This is a genomic window from Rhodococcus sp. A14, assembly GCF_011603105.1.
In the GTDB taxonomy this organism is placed as follows: domain Bacteria; phylum Actinomycetota; class Actinomycetes; order Mycobacteriales; family Mycobacteriaceae; genus Rhodococcus_F; species Rhodococcus_F opacus.
The window spans coordinates 22,292-37,975 of record NZ_JAAOQS010000092.1; the positions used below are offsets into that span (position 1 = coordinate 22,292).

10 protein-coding genes and 4 pseudogenes are annotated in these 15,684 nt (G+C 64.6%); 5 read left to right on the plus strand and 9 right to left on the minus strand.

Annotated elements, in window-relative coordinates; translation table 11 throughout:
* Window positions 1-7: 7 nt before the first annotated feature.
* The gene (locus tag G9373_RS33995; protein ID WP_120660977.1) at window positions 8-946 is read right to left on the minus strand and encodes an AraC family transcriptional regulator; all 939 of its coding nucleotides are present in this window, start codon (window positions 944-946) and stop codon (window positions 8-10) included.
* Window positions 947-1,103: 157 nt separating this feature from the next.
* Between G9373_RS33995 and G9373_RS34000 the strand changes: the two genes are divergently transcribed.
* Window positions 1,104-3,428, plus strand: a complete 2,325-nt coding sequence (locus G9373_RS34000) for a LuxR C-terminal-related transcriptional regulator (RefSeq protein ID WP_120660978.1) — start codon at window positions 1,104-1,106, stop codon at window positions 3,426-3,428.
* Between the two features lie 218 nt (window positions 3,429-3,646).
* Here the strand turns inward: G9373_RS34000 and G9373_RS34005 are convergent.
* Window positions 3,647-4,619, minus strand: a pseudogene (locus G9373_RS34005) (IS256 family transposase); the annotation flags it as partial.
* A 333-nt stretch (window positions 4,620-4,952) separates the two neighbouring features.
* Here G9373_RS34005 and G9373_RS34010 point away from each other — a divergent pair.
* The 4 genes and pseudogenes from G9373_RS34010 (at window position 4,953) to G9373_RS34020 (ending at window position 7,687) form a co-directional block, all read left to right on the plus strand.
* Window positions 4,953-5,390, plus strand: coding sequence for a tautomerase family protein (locus G9373_RS34010; RefSeq protein WP_120660980.1), 438 nt, complete (start codon window positions 4,953-4,955; stop codon window positions 5,388-5,390).
* Between the two features lie 304 nt (window positions 5,391-5,694).
* Window positions 5,695-5,871 (plus strand): annotated as a pseudogene (locus G9373_RS47850) (enoyl-CoA hydratase); the annotation flags it as partial.
* An 86-nt stretch (window positions 5,872-5,957) separates the two neighbouring features.
* Entirely contained in the window at window positions 5,958-6,410 is a 453-nt protein-coding gene (locus tag G9373_RS47855) for an enoyl-CoA hydratase-related protein (protein ID WP_259465728.1), read from the plus strand.
* Between the two features lie 515 nt (window positions 6,411-6,925).
* Complete coding sequence (locus G9373_RS34020; RefSeq protein WP_120661469.1) at window positions 6,926-7,687, plus strand: enoyl-CoA hydratase/isomerase family protein; 762 nt, start codon at window positions 6,926-6,928, stop codon at window positions 7,685-7,687.
* A gap of 360 nt (window positions 7,688-8,047) precedes the next feature.
* Here G9373_RS34020 and G9373_RS34025 read toward each other — a convergent pair.
* The 7 genes and pseudogenes from G9373_RS34025 to G9373_RS34060 all read right to left on the minus strand — a co-directional run.
* Window positions 8,048-8,625: pseudogene (locus G9373_RS34025) on the minus strand (IS6 family transposase); the annotation flags it as partial.
* A gap of 27 nt (window positions 8,626-8,652) precedes the next feature.
* Window positions 8,653-9,042 carry a transposase gene (locus G9373_RS46955; RefSeq protein ID WP_346842882.1) on the minus strand — a complete coding sequence of 130 codons (390 nt, stop codon included), beginning with the start codon at window positions 9,040-9,042 and terminating at the stop codon, window positions 8,653-8,655.
* Window positions 9,043-9,671: 629 nt separating this feature from the next.
* Window positions 9,672-10,979, minus strand: coding sequence for a lipase family protein (locus G9373_RS34040; RefSeq protein ID WP_240960890.1), 1,308 nt, complete (start codon window positions 10,977-10,979; stop codon window positions 9,672-9,674).
* A gap of 254 nt (window positions 10,980-11,233) precedes the next feature.
* Window positions 11,234-11,665, minus strand: a complete 432-nt coding sequence (locus tag G9373_RS34045) for a nuclear transport factor 2 family protein (RefSeq protein ID WP_005262674.1) — start codon at window positions 11,663-11,665, stop codon at window positions 11,234-11,236.
* Between the two features lie 323 nt (window positions 11,666-11,988).
* Window positions 11,989-13,092: an NAD(P)-dependent alcohol dehydrogenase gene (locus G9373_RS34050; RefSeq protein ID WP_167119203.1), complete on the minus strand. Its 1,104-nt coding sequence runs from the start codon at window positions 13,090-13,092 to the stop codon at window positions 11,989-11,991.
* A pseudogene (locus G9373_RS34055) lies at window positions 13,089-14,558 on the minus strand (aldehyde dehydrogenase family protein); the annotation flags it as partial. The pseudogene G9373_RS34055 and the gene G9373_RS34050, both read right to left, overlap by 4 nt.
* Before the next feature lie 9 nt (window positions 14,559-14,567).
* Window positions 14,568-15,684: ISL3 family transposase (locus tag G9373_RS34060; RefSeq protein WP_167119206.1), on the minus strand; the 1,117-nt coding region annotated here is incomplete at its 5' end.

Consider the following 15,684-nt stretch of genomic DNA (forward strand, 5'->3'; position numbering starts at 1 on the left):
GCGGCCATCAGCAGCCGTGGCTCTGCCGATACTCGGTCGGCGAGACCCCGAAGCAACGGCGGAACTCCCGGCCGAGGTGGCTGGGGTCGTAGAAGCACCACCGGTGAGCGATCTTTGCGATTGTCATGTTGGTGTGTACGAGCTCCTCGCGGACCGCGGCCAGCCGCCGAGAACGCACGACCGCGGTCATGGTGTCCCCGGTCAGCGAGAAGGCCCGGTGGATGGTTCGTGCCGAGACGCTGTGGGCGGCCGCAAGGTCCTCGATGTGGATCGGACCGCAACGAAGATTGCGGGTGATCCAGTCATCTATCTGCGCGCGCAAAGCAGCCAAATCCGATTTTTCTTTAACATGGCCACTCTGTACACGGATGACGCCGGCAGTCAGCGTCACCAGCGCCCCGCGGGTTGCCTCGACCTCTGAGGTATTCATGCCTGGCACCCGGCTCCACGCCTCGTCAAGGACCCTGAGCAGGACACCAGCCAACGGTCGGCCCTGCTCGACCACGAGGCAGGCAGGGATGTTGGCATCGCAACCGGCTGCCACCAGCACTGCCCGCGGCAGCGCTAGTGTGCGTTTCCTGAAGCGCTCCCGCACCGAGACGCCGTCGCGGTCGGTCGCCAGGCCCACCATCGCGTTCACCACCGGGGCATCTGTGCCCTCGAAGGGAAGTCGCTCCTCGGCCCCGTTGTCTGCCACGACCTCGACGACATCTCGCTGAGGGTCTCGAGCCAGAAACAGCACCCCCTCCAAGGATGAGCAGTCCCAGTCCAAGATCTGGAGGTCACCGACGTCACGCGAACGGAAGCGACCCACGTCACCCCGCCTGTGGAGAGGTCGCACGGTCCTGGGCGCCGGAACATCGCGGACCGCAGTTTCCCAGCGGGCAACAGATCCAGCTGGCTCGAAGTCGAGGACATCGATTTCGGTGTCTACCGTCGCGGTCATCGGGACCTCCCAAGGCAATGGACTGCGTTCGATCTGTCTGAAACAGCGTGCTTGCCGACCATCGCGGGGCGCATCGTGTGAAAGACGTATCCCATTACCTATTCGCGCTCCGGCCCGACCGCTCCCGGTCGGACGTGAGCGTTAGTCTGGTCGGACCATGGCTTCACGGTCGGCGAACCAGCCGGATAACCTGCCCGCGGATCTGACGAGTTTCGTAGGCCGTCGATCCGAGACCCACGCTGTCCGACAGCTACTCTCCGCCGACCGGCTCGTTACGTTGACCGGGGTAGGCGGGGTCGGCAAAACCCGCCTCGCACTGCGGGTTGCCCGTGATATCCGCCGCGCGTTCCCGGACGGGGTTTGCCTGGTCGAACTGGCGTCCCTGAAAGACCCAGACCTGCTGCCGCACACGCTGATAGATGCACTCGGGATTCGCGAGCAGTCAGCCCCCGCCCCGTTGGTCCTCACCGACTACTTGCGCCCCCGGCACACCTTGTTGGTCCTCGACAACTGCGAGCACATACTCGAGGCAGCCGCGGACCTGGTGGACCGGCTGCTCCGGGCGGCGCCGAAACTGCGGATCCTCGCCACGAGCCGACAAGCGCTGATGATCGCCGGTGAGCATGTGTACCCGGTTCCGACGCTGCCGGTGCCCGACGTCGATGTCCGTCTCACTCCCGGCTCGGCGACGCAGTTCGCGGCTGTCAACCTGTTCGCCGCGCGGGCTGCTGCGGTAGTTCCCGGGTTCGAGATCACCCCTGACAATGAACACACGGTCATCCAGCTCTGTCAGCGGCTGGAGGGGATCCCGTTGGCGATCGAACTGGCAGCAGTACGGTTGCGCGTGCTCACCGTGGAAGAGCTCGCGCATCGCTTGCGCCGCCGGTTCGAGTTGCTACGCGAGGGCAGTCGTAACCTGCCGGAGCGGCATCAGACCCTCCAGGCACTGATCGACTGGAGCTACGAGCTGTGCACGCCAACGGAGCAAACCCTGTGGGCGCGTGCATCAGTGTTCGCTGGTGGGTTCGCCCTTGACGCGCTCGAGGCTGTCTGCTCGGACGAGCTCCTTCCCGCAGATACCCTTCTCGACACGGTGGCCGGGTTGACCGACAAATCGATCTTGATCCGAGGTGAGCAGGGCGGACGTGTCAGGTTCCGCATGTTGGAGACCATCCGGGAGTACGGTCAGGCTCGACTGAGAGAGGGCACGTCCGAAACGGCAGTGCAGCGCAAGCACCGGGATTGGTACTGGCGGCTCATCGAGAAGGCTGCTGCGGAGTGGTTCGGTCCGAGACAGGAGGACTGGGCGAACTTGCTGCGTGTGGAGCATCCGAACGTGCGTGCGGCGCTCGAATTCTGCCTCGCGCGGCCGGACGAGGTGCGCGTCGGACTCCGAATGGCGGGCCTGCCCTGGTTCCTCTGGATCGCGCTCGGCTTCATGCCCGAGGGCCGCCTGTGGCTGGACCGGGCCTTGGCGTTGGATCAGGAATCAAGTCCCGACCGGGTCTGGGCGCTCGGGACCGCCGCTCATATCGCTGTCTTCCAGGGCGATGAGACTGCTGCGGCTGCGCTGATCGACGCCGTCCAAGAGCTTGCTGTGCAACTCGACGAGCCGAAAGGCTTGGCTTACGCCGCCCATATGCGCGGTCTGCGCGCACTGGGCAGCGACTTGAGCGCTGCGATTCCACTGTTGGTTGAAGCGCTCGAGCGATATGGGTGTGCCGACGTACCCGCCGACTACCCCAACAGTGTGCGCCCTGCACTGACCATGGCGTACGTGCTGTCCGGCGAGCTTGACCGAGCCGCCGGGGTGGTCGAGGAGGCATACGAGCAGTGCGAGCAGGCCGGCGAGCGTTGGCTGTTGTCCTACGCCATGTGGGCGAAGGGATTCTTGAGGCTCCTCCAGGGCGAGCTCGAGCAGGCCGAAGCCTTCCTGTGCGAGGCGCTCCAGCTCAAGCGGTTCACCGAGGACAACCTGGGCTTGGCCTTCATCCTGGACGTTCTCGCCTGGACCGCCGCGGCGAGCGTCGATTCCGAGCGGGCCGCGGTGCTCCTAGGCGCCTCGGACCAGGTCTGGCAGACCGTTGGCGTCCCACTGTTCGGAGCGAAACACCTGCTCGCGCGGCGCGAACAGTTCGAAGACGTGGCTCGCCAGGCGATGGGCAACTCTCGCTTCGACACCGCGTTTGCCCGCGGAGGCCAGCTCACCGTGGAAGACATGCTGACCTTCGCCCTGCGGGAGCGCCGCGTCTCCCGCGTCGGGCCCCGACAGGCCGACAGCTTGCTGACACCTCGAGAGCGCGAGGTCGCGGACCTGGTGGCTCAAGGAATGTCGAGCAAGGACGTGGCGGCCAAGCTGGTCATCTCCCGACGCACCGTCGACGTACACATCGAGCACATCTTCGCCAAACTCGGGTTCAACTCTCGCACTCAGATCGCAACTTGGGTGGCGCAACAGGGCTCGAGACGCGACGGCGGATAGGTCGGCGGCACCTCGGCTCGGCAGAACATCCCACGATCCCGCAGCCGATGGCCCCACTCGAGGGCCGCCCGTACCGGTCTGTCCAGCGCGCCAGGACGGGCGCGGAGAGAATTCGCTCGCATTGACGAGCGTGCACTGTGCGCCGGCGAGCGCGCACACGCCCAACAGCATCCCAGCGACACCGGCGATCGCCAGCGCGAGCGGCCGCAGACTGAAGGCACCCCGTGTTCGGCAGGAAGGCGGTAGAACTCGAGCAGCACATCGGCGTGGTCGGCGAACTTGACAACCGCGTTCGGTACTTCGCGCCGTAGTCGACCTCGAACCTCTTGATCGCCACCTGCGCCTTGTTGATACCCTCGGCCATGTAGGTGTCCTTCAACGCCGCCAATGCGCCAGGATGAGCCGAATTCGGCATAGCAGCAAGCACATTGGCCGGACATGTTACCAGCTACGCTGCTTGCGGGTAGTAGGGAACACCTCTCGCAGCGCCTTCCAGAACCCCAGCGCCCGTGGCCGACCGCCAGAACCGGGGCGCTCACGCCGCGGCGGCGGCAGTCACGCAGCAGATCAGCCCACGACTCCGACGATTCCCGGTAACCGTCGGTCAACGCGACCAGCTCCTTGCGGCCGTCGGCCCGGACACCGATCCTCACCAGCAGGCACAGCTTCTACTGCTCGAGCCGGACTTTGAGGTGGATTCCGTCGACCGACAGGTACCCGTAGTAGGTGCCCGACAGGCACGCTGGCCGAAGGATTTGGCTTCGTCCTGCCACTGCGTCGTGAGGCGGGTTGCCGACGCCGCCGACAGGCCCGCGCCGGTGCCGAGGAACTGCTCCAACGCCGGCCGCAGTCACCCGAGGGCAGCCCGTGCAAGTACAACAGCGGCAGCACTTCGATCATCTGCGGCGACTTGCGCACCCCACGCGGGTAGGATTGCCGAGGAAATACGCTGCCGCTCATCCGTTTCCGGGTCCACACACTTGTCGTTGACCCGCGGCGCCCTCACCGTCACCGCGCCCGCCGCAGGCAGAACCTCCCGCTCGCCGTGATAGCCGTTGCGGACCACCATCCGATGCCCAGCTCGTCGACCTGGTCGGCGAGCTGGGCGACATAGGCGGCGACCTCGGCCTTCAACGCGGCGGCAAGCATCTGCCGGGCACCGCCACGGACGATCTCGTCCTGCAGCGACAGGAACGGCCCGGCCCCCTCATCGTCGGACTGCGTGTTCCGAACTCACCGAAATATGAAGGCGGACCTTCCCGCCAGCGTGGGCGCGCTGGCCGATCAAGACTTGATGGATACCAGGACCATCCGGGAAGGTACGCCCTTCCGGCTATCCACCGGTCTTGATAATTTCTCTGACCGAATCGTGGCAGATGTGTACTCCCGGTGGGCGTGCGCGTCCCTTTGAGCATGTGCTGCAGAACAATACAGTCTTCTCTAGTTCAAGTGCGCTATCTGGCCTAGGCGCCAGCCAGCCCGGAAATCCGGTACGGACCGCCAATCTCGTCAAAGGAGATGATTATGCCTCTGTGGAATGTTTATACCCCGGTAGGTGCCTTCACGGCTGATCAGAAGAAGGCATTTGCCAAGGACGTCACCGCGAAGTACATCGAGACCGTCGGTATCCCGGCGTTCTATGTCGTCGTGACCTTCCGGGAGCTGCCCGAGGAGGACTTCCTGGTCGGTGGCGAGCCCGTCGGCAACTTCATCCGAATCTTCGTCGACCACGTCGCCCGGCAAATGGACACGCCTGAACTCAGGAAGTGGGCAAGCGACGAATTCGAGAAGGCGCTGGTTCCCCATGTCAAGGATCGTGGATTCAACTGGGAGTGGCATATCGACGAGACCCCGCTCGACCTCTGGCAAGTCCAGGGCATTACCCCTCCTCCTCCGCTGTCCGAGGCAGAGCGGCTCTGGGCGAAGGAAAACCGTCCGGTCCCGTACGAAGCCACCGTCTGACCCGCTTCCCGGTACGCGACCGGTGCGGGTCCACGATGACCCCGCATGCATGTGCCCCGTGCACCCCTGGGCACAACAACAGCAACGCCATATGCGCGGTTACCGAAGTCGGACGTGGAGAAGCTCTGGGCCAAGGAGAACCGACCCATCCCGTAGGAGGTCGCTGCCCCGTGACTGAGGATCCCGGGGTACGGCGGCGCTGTGCCCCGCGGCCTTGTCGGTCCTCTCATCCCGCGGAGCTCCAACTGGCTCAGGACCGAAGCCTGCTCCAGATCACCAGCCAGAACGGCTGAGAGAGCTCGACATGACCGAGACGACAGCACCGCCGGGGACCGATGTCGTCCTCGCGCAGCGTCGGGGGAGTGTCCTGATCCTCACGCTGAACCGTCCCGACCGGCTCAATGCCTGGAACGAGGCCCTGGAGCAGCGCTACTACGCGCTACTCGACCAAGCCGACCTGGATCCGGAGGTGCGCGCTGTCGTGGTGACCGGAGCCGGCCGCGGGTTTTGCTCCGGTGCCGACATGGATGACCTCTCGGGGCTGGTGAAGTGCGGCGATTTCAGCACGTGGTGCGTCGTGACCCACCTCGCCGCCGCCCGCTGCTGTTCAGCAAGCCGCTTGTCGCAGCAATCAGCGGCGCAGCTGCCGGCCTTGGTCTCGTCGAGGCGTTGTACTGCGACGTTCGCTCCTCCACCCCGCAGGCAAAGCTCACCGCCGCGTTCTCCCGCCGTGGCCTTATCGGCGAGTACGGCATCACCTGGTTGTTGCCGCGCCTCGTGGGCCGGAGCCGCGCAATGGACATCTTGCTCTCCTCACGGGTCATCCTCGGCGAGGAGGCTCTTCAGCTGGGGCTGGTCGACCGGGTCGTCGCACCCGAGTTGCTGTTCGACGCGGCCGTCGCATACGCCGAGGAGCTGGCCAACTTCTGCTCGCTGGCCGCCATGTGGACGATCAAGGAAAGCTGCTTCGGAGCCAGGACAGCACGTTCGTCGAGGCGATCGAGGAGGGCAACCGGCTGATGCTCGACGCATTCAACGTCCCGGACTTCCGCGAGGGGCTCAAAAGCTATCTCGAGGGTCGGCCGCCAGCTTCTCCCGGCCTCGCCATTTCCTGACAACGGCCGTGGTGGGCGCCCCCAGTTCGGGGACGCCCCCTGTAGAACAAATACGCATACGCGTCGTCACCCCAGGAGGACCCATGCATGAAGCAGTCATCGTTTGCGCCGCCCGCTCGCCGATCGTGCGTGCTGGGAAGGGCTCGATGAAGGAGATCCGACCCGAGGAGCTGGCCACCCAGATGGTTCGGACGGCGCTCGCCGGGGTTCCCGAGCTAGTGGTGACGGACGGCAGTCTCTTCGGTCCGTCTACCGGCGAAGGCTGCGACCTAGGCCGCGAGGGCTGTTCGCGAACACTTCGTGCTTCATCTGACATCGACGACTCAGCTGCTCGCACGGTCGTCTCACCTCAGACGTCGAGGCAACTGCAGTCGCACGCGCCGCAGAATGACGCTGGCGGGGAGGGTTGGTGAGTTCCGGATGGACGACATCTCCTACGTGGAGCAGGACCACATCGGGCTGATCACGCTGGTGCGTCCTCGCGTGCACAACGCGCTGCGCCTCGAGACGTACGCCGAGCTCGCCGACGTCGTGCGCTCAACGACTGCTCGCGTGTTGGTCATCACGGGTGCTGGCGGGTCCTTCTGCTCCGGCGATGACGTACAGGAGGTCATGGGCGGCGGCGCAGGTCCGGCTCCGGCCTTCGATGCGGGTATCACGCCTGCTGCGGAAGCCCTGCTGTACACCGACGTGCCCGTCATCGCCGCCGTCAACGGGACCGCTGTGGGCTGGGGTATGGAGCTGGCCCTGCTTGCTGACATCCGCGTAGCCGCGAGACGCGCGCGGTTCGGTGAGCTGTTTGTGAAGCGAGGGTTGTGCAGCGACGTGGCGGGACTCGGGCGGCTGGCGCAGGTGGTCGGCCGCGAGCACGCCGCGGAGCTCCTGTTGACCGGCGAGCTGATCGATGCCGAGCGGGCCCTGCAGATGGGCCTCGTCAGCCGCGTCGTCGACGACGGCCTGGTGGTGCCGACAGCACTGGAGCTGGCCGGGAAGATCGCGGCGAACCCACCATTCGCCGTCGCTGCGACGAAGCAGGGTCTGAGGCGCGCAATGGATCCGGACTGGCACGAGCTCGGTGCATGGGTGACCACGACACACAAGATGCTGTTTGCGACAGAAGACCACCGCGAAGGTGTGCGGTCCTTCCTAGAGAAGCGTGAGCCGCGGTACGTCGGCCGATGATCGCCGCCACTGCTGCCGGCCTCCATGTGAGCGCGGGTCCGCAGTGACGAGGCTGACGTCGGCCTGTCCGACCGGTCGGCGACCAGGTACTTATCAGGGAGTGAGCCTTGTGAGATCCGTCAGCCGGTCGCCGGGGAACCGTCTCCGTGGTCAACCCTTCAGGGGCGAAGGCCAGCAACTGGTTCCGGATCTGTGGACATCGAGATTCGATGCGACGAGACATGCTGTGATGCAATCTCGTGCTGCATCGCGCGACCCCGCAGGTGCCCGAGTCCGGCATCGTCAACTTGAGTGATAGTCGCAGCGGCTCAGTCGGTTTGGGCTCGTCCCAGCCTGGACATTATTGGCTCGGTGCGTTGTTCAGGCAGCGGTGGCGGTCGCGGTGATTTCGCTCCACACCGCGAAGCGGCCTGTCATCTCGCGACGCCAGTCGGATGCCGACAACATGTGCCGCCGCATGCCGGAGAACGCGGACAGGAACCGTTGCGCCTGTCCGGGTGAGGCGAACCGCTTCCTCCGGCGCTCCCGTTGCCGAGTCGGCTGATGCGAGTTCTCGGCCCGATTGTTCAGATACTTCGACCGGCGATGTTCGACCGCGGCCAGCATCTCGCGGTGCGCCACCTGGTAGCTGGCCAGCTTGTCGGTCACGAGCACCCGCGGCACGTTCGGAGACCCTTGAGCAGCTTACGGAAGAACTGCTGGCAGCCTTAGCGTTTCGACGCGACGGGACGAGGATGTCGAGCACCACACCGTCCTGGTCGACCGCGCGCCACAAGTACATCCGCTCGCCGTTCATCGGGATGAACACTTCATCGAGGTGCCACTTATCGCCAGGGCGCGGCCTGCGGCGGCGCAGCTCATTGGAACAGGACTGGCCGAACTTCGCACCACTGCCGGATCGTCTCGTGCGAGACCACGACGCCGCGTTCGAACATCAGTGGCCGTCCTGACCCTCTGGTGGGCGATTAACGTTGTGGCAAAGCCGGGCACGGCCCTCCTCGTGTCAGTGTCGCCATCGCAATCAAGGCCTCTGGGCTGTGAAATCCGTAGGATCGCTTCGTCAGCGACCGCAGGTGGGTGTTGTTGGCCTCGACGCGGGCATTGGACAGGTTGTCTTCGATTGCGTTGAGGATCTCGCGCCGATAGCGAGCGATGCTCTTAGCCAAGCCTACAAGTTCCGGGATCTCACTGTCCTGGGCCATCTGCACCCACGCTCGCAGTCGTACCGAGGCTCTCTTCGTCGAGCCGGAATAGACATGTTGCAGTTGTTCTTTCATGACATAGCCTCGACACAGTTCACTGTTTCTATCTTCGAGGATCTTTGCTCGGACTGATATCTGCGCCGGGGGTGAGATTCTCGACGTTCTTCAACAATGCCCACCGCAGGTGCCGTCGATCCCGGTCGGTGAACCCTCACAACCGCGACAACACACGCGACCGCAGTCGGTCCAGAGCCCGCGTCATCCACTGAATCACATGAACCGGATCCATACACCGCTTCACCTGCGGCGCCCTACTGCGCACGGTCGAGGTGCTCAGTTTTGTTGGATTTTCGAGAAGTGCTGTTCGATATCCCTGAGCTGGTCAGTCACCTCGTCGAGCAGGGTCTTGAGCAGTTTGCCGAAGGTGGCAGAGCTGGTCGTCTTCAGCTCGGTGGCAACATCTTTGAGGGCCTGGATGTGGAGCGGTTCGGGGAGAAACGCTTTAATGCAGTGTCGATGCCGGTGCCGAGTGGTTTGTCTCGAAGAACCTTTCTGTGTGATCGGAAGGTCCTCGACGATCGTGTCACGCGCCTCTGGCCATTGACCTCACCGCAGCCGAGGACACGCCCGCGCCGCGGTCGAACGTGGCCGCCAGTTCGAAGTGTCCTCAACGCATGTCGATCGTCTGGCCCCCGCCCACACCGCCGTCGCGGCGAGCACTGCGTCACCCGCGACCACCGGCCCTATGCGACCGCGGCTTCGGTTGCCGATCGGCCAGGGTGTCAATGGTTGAACCGGTCGATGAGCCATTGCACAGCGGTCGGATTGTCGAGGAGAAGCCCGGTCGCATGCCCCGCGGCTCCGAGTTGCGGTAGCAGCGGGGGCGTGTCGAGGTGTGCGACGGTCACGTCGGCGCCGGCACCACGCCAGGCGTTCTCCAAAGCGTAGGTGTCCGCGGCTGGGGTGACGTCGTCGTTGATGTTCTGAGCGAGGAGAACGGGATCAGCGGGGGCTAGTTTGCCCAGGTTGAAGCTGTCGAGAACAGCCCGGATCGCGGAATTGGCTTGCAGTTCGTCGGTGATGGGTCGGCCACTGACCGTCAACGAGCTGGTGGGCTGATAGGCATGGAGTAGGGCGTTCACGTCGCATTCGGTTGCGGTGCGGTGCAGGAAGTCGATCCCGGTGGAGTTGAGCATCGTGGTGACCGCATCCGTGAATTCCGGGTGGCTGGCCAGCAGGCCGTTGAGGAAGAACCCGATCGCATCGGTGAGCGCTTTGCCGTCGAGGTTCGACAGGGTAGAGGCGACGTTCGCCGGCGGTGCGCCGACAACGGTGCCCGCGAGGTTGAGGTCGGGAGCGTAGCTGCGGGCGAGTTGGGCGGCGCCACCGGCTGCCGAGCCGCCTTGTGAGTATCCCCAAATTCCCACCGGCGCACGCGGTGTCGCCGCCCCGAAGCTAATGGCGGCGCGTGTTGCGTCAAGCACGGCGTGCGCTTCGGGTACCGGTTGCAGGTAAGTGTGTGCGCCCGGGGTGCCCAGGCCCTCATAGTCGGTGACCACGACGGTGATGCCGCGTGCCAGCAGCGACACGACGTCGAGAATGTATAGGTTGGGCATCGGGGTTCCGGCACCATCGGTAGTGATGCCGTCGGCGATCAGTTTCGAGGGGGCGCAATTGTCGCCGGCGCCGATGGTGCCGAAGGTATAGCTGACGAGGGGGCGTGGCCCGGACCCCGACCACGTCGCGGTCGGCTCCAAAATGGTACCGGTGACGGCGACCGGCGCGCCGACGGTGTCGGAGGAGAGATACATGATTCGGGTGGCGGACGCGGCCGGCACCAGAGCCGCCAACGGGGAACCACCCAGCGGACGGAAGGGTTCGCTGCGAATCAGATCCCCACTGTTACCGGCGGGCAGCGGATTCGGCGGAAGATAGAAATCTGCCGCGGCTGCGGTTAGCGGTTCCGCCACCACTTGTCCAGCCGACCCGAACATTGCCACCGCAGCGAGCGTGACTGCCGCGGCGGTCACGGCGCGGTAACGACGACGATTCATCCGAACTCTCCTAGGGATATTAGTGATGTGGATCATGACTCTGGCAATCCTCGCTGTAGCACCACCACCTCCCGAACGGGGATTGCGCGGATGAACGTCTGCTGAGCAAGCGATGGCGCCGCGGCTCCAGGTATGCCGCGATGAGGTCAGCATTTTCCGGTAGCTTTCGGGGATGAGATGGCAACGAATGCTGAGCATTCCGCGGCGTTCCCACCTGCAGAGCAGGAACAATCGGCGGAGTTGTTTCGCGTCGATCCGGGATTTCCCCGATGTGATTCCTGGCCGGAGGTTCAATCCAGCGCAGACAGTTGGGTGAGGAAGTCGTGGTGGTCGTAGTACACGGTGTAGTTCTTCACCCGACCTTCGGCGAGTGTCCAGAATTCCCCCAGGGTGATGTCGAGGGATCGCCCAGTCGGTGGGATGCTCGAGCCGTCCGGCAGCGGGAGGTCTTCCGTGTGCGTCCCGGTCACGTGCAGTTCGAAGGCGATCTCGTCGCCATCGACCACAACGCGGCGTGGTTGATGGCGGAGGTCGGGGAATGTCGCGAAGAACCCCGCCATCCACAGGCACACATAGGGGGCACCGACCTGGGTGAATCCAGGAGCGACAATCTCGCACTCGGGGTCGAGCATTGCTTCGACCCGATCGAAATCGTGCGCATCGACGCAAGTGAAGAAGCTGTGCACGTAGTCTGCAGTGATTGCGGGGGTGTCAATAGACATCGAGTCAGATCCTTAATGGTTGAACACGGTGATGTGTTGGTCAATAGTGTTTGAAACAAGTGGATAACGGCGTTTCGACGCAGCGCCGCGCCGCGCCGAGCGGGTGCGAACGCGGACTGGGCGGCCCCGTAACCACTCTGACTGCTCGTACGGATGGCCAGGGTGTGCACCGATGGGCCGGGGTCAGCGGTCCTGACCCCGGAAGAGCCCACTGCGGTCGATTCGAAGTGCGTGGGCGGTCCTGTTTTCCGACCGCCCACGCCTTGTCACACGCACACCCTCGAATCGTCAGATCACCGAGCATGTTTCCCGGTATCTTGTGCTCAGTCGAACACGATCACTGGTTTGATGACCGAACCCGCAGCGGCTGCCGCGAGCGCCTCGTTGATCTCGGGCAGTGTGTAGGTCTCGATCAGTTTGTCGAAGGGGAACTGTCCGTTCTTCCACAGATCGACCAACTGGGGGATGAACTGGTGGGGGTCGACGTCGCCTTCGATGACCCCGGTGAGCGTGCGACCGAGTAGAAGATGGCCTTGATCGATCACGACGTCGTTTTCGAGCCCCTGCAGTCCGAGGGTGGCGCAGATGCCTGGGGATCGCAGCACTGCCAGCGCCTGTTGCACGACGGACTCGAGCCCTACGGCGTCGACGCTGAAATCGACACCGTTGGCGCTGATGTCGGTGACCGCCCACGCGATGTCGTCGATCGCATTCGGGTCGAGGGTGTGGGTGGCGCCGAGTTCGGTGGCCAGGTTCAGACGTTCCGGATTCGGATCGATCGCGATGATCGGTGTGCAGCCGAGCGCTTTGGCCGCCATGAGAGCGCTGAGCCCGACCGCACCGAGACCGAACACGGCAATGCTCTGCCCAGGCTGAGGCCGCAGGACACTCATCACGGTGCCGGCCCCGGTTTGCAAGCTGCAGCCGAGGGGCCCCAACAATTGCAGGGGCAAGGATTCGTGGACCTTGACGGCGTTGCGTACGCTCGCGACGGCGTGGGTTCCGAATGAGGATTGGCCGAACCAGTTGCCGTGGACCGGTTCGCCGTCACGGCTCATGGTGGTCGAGCCGTCCAGGCGTGTGCCGAAGTAGTTCAGCGCCGCGAACAACTCACAGTAGGCCGGCCGACCCGAGGTGCATTGAGTGCATGTTCGGCAGGAGTCGAAGCTGACCACGACGTGGTCACCGGGTACGAGGGTCGTCACCTGGGCCCCGACCTCTTCGACGATCCCGGATGCTTCGTGTCCGACCACCGCCGGCAAGGGGAGCGGAACACCGCCACGCAGAGCGGTGAGGTCCGTGTGGCAGATCCCGACGCCGGCGACGCGGATCCGGATCTCGTCCTCGGCGAGCGGACCGACTTGTAGGTCGACAACCGTGAGCTTCTCGTCCGGCGCCTCGAACAGCGCGACACGTGCGTGGGTCATCGGTCCACCGCCGCCTGGGCCGCGGGCAGGACGAGGTCGTACACCTTGCGGTCGAGGGACCGCGAGAGGTCGACGTGGACGAACTTCTCCTCGGTGTACTCGTCGAGCGCGTGGGGTCCGAGTTCGCGGCCGTTTCCGCTCTGCTTGTGACCACCGAAGGGGTAGAGAGCGTTGACCATGTGCCAGTCGTTGATCCAGACGGTGCCCGACTCGATACGCGCCGCGACGTCGAGTGCAGCCTCGAGGTCTTCGCTCCACACCCCGGCCGACAGCCCGTACTCGGTGTCGTTGGCGATCGCGACGGCTTCGTCGATGGTGCGGTACTTCAGAACCGACAGGACGGGACCGAAGATCTCCTCGCGGGCGATGCGCATGTCGGGCGTGACATCGGTGAAGATGGTCGGGCGTACCCAGTGCCCCTGCTCGAATTGTGTTCCGGTGGGCGGTTCACCGCCGAACGCGAGGGTCGCGCCTTCCTTCTGGCCGATTTCGATGTAGTCGAGGATCCGGGCATGTTGCTCGGCGGAGATGACCGGACCGATGTCGGTGTCGAACTCCGAGGGGTCGCCGACCTTGATGGTCGCTGCCCGCTGCACCAGGCGGTCGACGAATTCGTCGTGCAGGCTCTCGGGCAGCAGCAGCCGGGTTCCCGACTCGCACGCCTGACCGGCGTAGAGGAAGCAGGCGAAGAGGGCACCGTCGACCGCGGAGGTGATGTCGGCGTCGGCGAGCACGATGTTCGGTCCCTTGCCGCCGAGTTCGAGGGTGACCTTCTTGATGTTCTCCGCGGCAAGCTTGCTGATCTCCCGGCCGACCGCCGTCGAGCCGGTGAAGGCGATTTTGCGTACGTCCGGGTGGGCGGCAAGACGGGCTCCGACTTCTTCGCCGGCGCCGGTGACGATGTTGAGGACACCTTTTGGCAGCCCGGCCCGTTCTGCCGACTTGGCCAGTTCGAGCAGGGTGAGCGGGGTCTTCTCGTCGGGCTTGAGCACGATGGTGTTGCCGGCCGCCAGAGCGGGACCGAGTTTCCACACAGCGAGCAGCAGCGGGAAGTTCCACGGCACGATGCCGCCGACCACACCGATCGGTTCCCGGCGCACGATCCCGGATGCCAGTGTGGGGTAGGACAATTGCGGACCGGATCGTTCGAATTCGTAGGTGCGGGCCAGGTCGGCGAAGTACTGCAGGTGTGAGATCGAATACCCGACGTGGAAGGCCATTGCCTGGCGGATGGTGACGCCGTTCTCCTTGACGTGCAGAGCGACCAGTTCGTCCATGCGCTCGGACAGGTCGGCGACCATCGCCGACAGGATGTCGGCGCGTTCGTCCGGCGTCTTCGAGCGCCACTCGCCCCGGGCGTGGGCGGCTTTGGCTGCGGCGACCGCCTGGTCGAGGTTCTCGACGGAGCCGCGTGCGGCGGTGGCGACCAGTTCGCCGTTCGCGGGGTCGATGATGTCGAACGTGCGGGGCGCTCCTCACCTTTGTGTGGGTAGTTTGGGGTCGATTCCTCCGAGGTTCAGGTAGATCATCGAGGTCAGCGATTCGGCGGAATGGTGTCCGTAGCCGCGAGCGTTGATGAGTCTGATCTTTGAGTTGATTCCTTCGATGAGTCCGTTGGAGATGCCGAGTTCTACTGCTGCGATGATTCCGTCGTAGTGCTTGTGGATCTGTTGGGCGAGCATTGTGAATGCGGGGATTCCGCTGTGTGCGGCGTCGTCGATCCAGGCCCGTAGATGTCGTTTGGCACGTGAGGGTTTGACGGTGCGGAACAAATCCCGCATTTGCTCTTTCAGTCTCCATGCGTGCCCGACCTGCTGGTCCTGATCTGTGAGGGTGTCGAGAAGGGCGCGGCGCTGGTCGGTGAGTCGTTCGGCGCCGGTTCGCAATGCGGTGCGGACCTTGCGCCAACTGCCGCTCGAGAGCTCGATTCTGCGACGGTTGGCCGAGGAGGCGTCGGAGAACACTCGGTCCAACGCCCGGTTTACCCACTGCATGACATGGAATGGGTCGAAGCAGATTCGGGCGTTCGGTACGTGTTCCTCGGTGGCGACGCGATAGGCCTTCGATCCGTCCATCGATACCGACTCGATCGAGTCGAGGTCGGACTCGTGTTGCTGCTCATAGAAAGCCGCGAGGGATTCGGTGCTTCGGCCGGGTTCGATATGCACCACGGTCTTGGTGTCGTGGTCGCCGACAACGGTCAGGTACTTGTGCGGGTGTCGGTAGCAGATTTCGTCGACGCCGATGCGGTAGAGCCGGTCGAGTCGTCGGGTGTCGAGTAATTCGTCGACGGTGCGGTTGATGATTGCGGTGACCGTTTCCCACGCGCAGCGCATCAACGTGGAGACCGAGGTGCGGTCGGTGCGGGCGGCGAGCCAGAGGACGGTGTCTTCGAAGTCTCGGGTGTGCCGGGCGGTGGGCCGCGCCCACGGCACGTGTTCGGTGCGCACCCCGCAGTGTGGGCGGTGGATGCGGCGGATCTCGTAGACCAACCACAGGCGGTGGGTGCCGAGGTCAAGGTGCCGCCACCGGCGTGTGGACCGGTCATATGTTGCCGGCGACGTGTGCCCGCAGGGGCACTCGAGTCGGCGG

What these genes read in the sequence shown, in the direction of transcription:
- G9373_RS33995 (WP_120660977.1), bottom strand. Translation starts at nt 946, where the DNA reads ATGACCGCGACGGTAGACACCGAAATCGATGTCCTCGACTTCGAGCCA.
- G9373_RS34000 (WP_120660978.1), top strand. Translation starts at nt 1,104, where the DNA reads ATGGCTTCACGGTCGGCGAACCAGCCGGATAACCTGCCCGCGGATCTG.
- G9373_RS34010 (WP_120660980.1), top strand. Translation starts at nt 4,953, where the DNA reads ATGCCTCTGTGGAATGTTTATACCCCGGTAGGTGCCTTCACGGCTGAT.
- G9373_RS34020 (WP_120661469.1), top strand. Translation starts at nt 6,926, where the DNA reads ATGGACGACATCTCCTACGTGGAGCAGGACCACATCGGGCTGATCACG.
- G9373_RS34040 (WP_240960890.1), bottom strand. Translation starts at nt 10,979, where the DNA reads ATGATCCACATCACTAATATCCCTAGGAGAGTTCGGATGAATCGTCGT.
- G9373_RS34045 (WP_005262674.1), bottom strand. Translation starts at nt 11,665, where the DNA reads ATGTCTATTGACACCCCCGCAATCACTGCAGACTACGTGCACAGCTTC.
- G9373_RS34050 (WP_167119203.1), bottom strand. Translation starts at nt 13,092, where the DNA reads ATGACCCACGCACGTGTCGCGCTGTTCGAGGCGCCGGACGAGAAGCTC.